General features: G+C 36.7%; 1 pseudogene. It reads right to left on the bottom strand.

Annotation, left to right across the window (positions count from 1 at the left end):
• Positions 1 to 169, bottom strand: a pseudogene (locus tag RTW80_RS28490) (efflux transporter periplasmic adaptor subunit); the annotation flags it as partial.
• Positions 170 to 305 lie beyond the last annotated feature (136 nt).

Here is a 305-nt window from a genome sequence, read left to right as displayed (position 1 = left end):
CATCAATACGGCCTGTCGCCAGAACAGAATTTTCTATATCGCCTTTGCGCACCGGGGCAGTAATATATTCTGGCACATCAGAGCTTCTCAGAAAGGTGAACAAAACGGTGATAATAATGATCAACAGTGTCAAGGTACAAATGATGGCGCGGTGAGAAATATATTTCATTAACATTGTCCATGTTTTCCATAACAATGAAAGTGGTATTCTGGGTTTTCTTAGTTAATGCCCAGCATCTACTGGAAAAATATACTTATTTGGAATTAATCATAATCAAGATTATTATTTATTTGCGTAAATTGGG

It is taken from the genome of Escherichia sp. AM3, from assembly GCF_032029835.1.
GTDB classification, from domain to species: domain Bacteria; phylum Pseudomonadota; class Gammaproteobacteria; order Enterobacterales; family Enterobacteriaceae; genus Escherichia; species Escherichia coli.
This window is presented reverse-complemented; position numbering and strand designations above follow the sequence as displayed.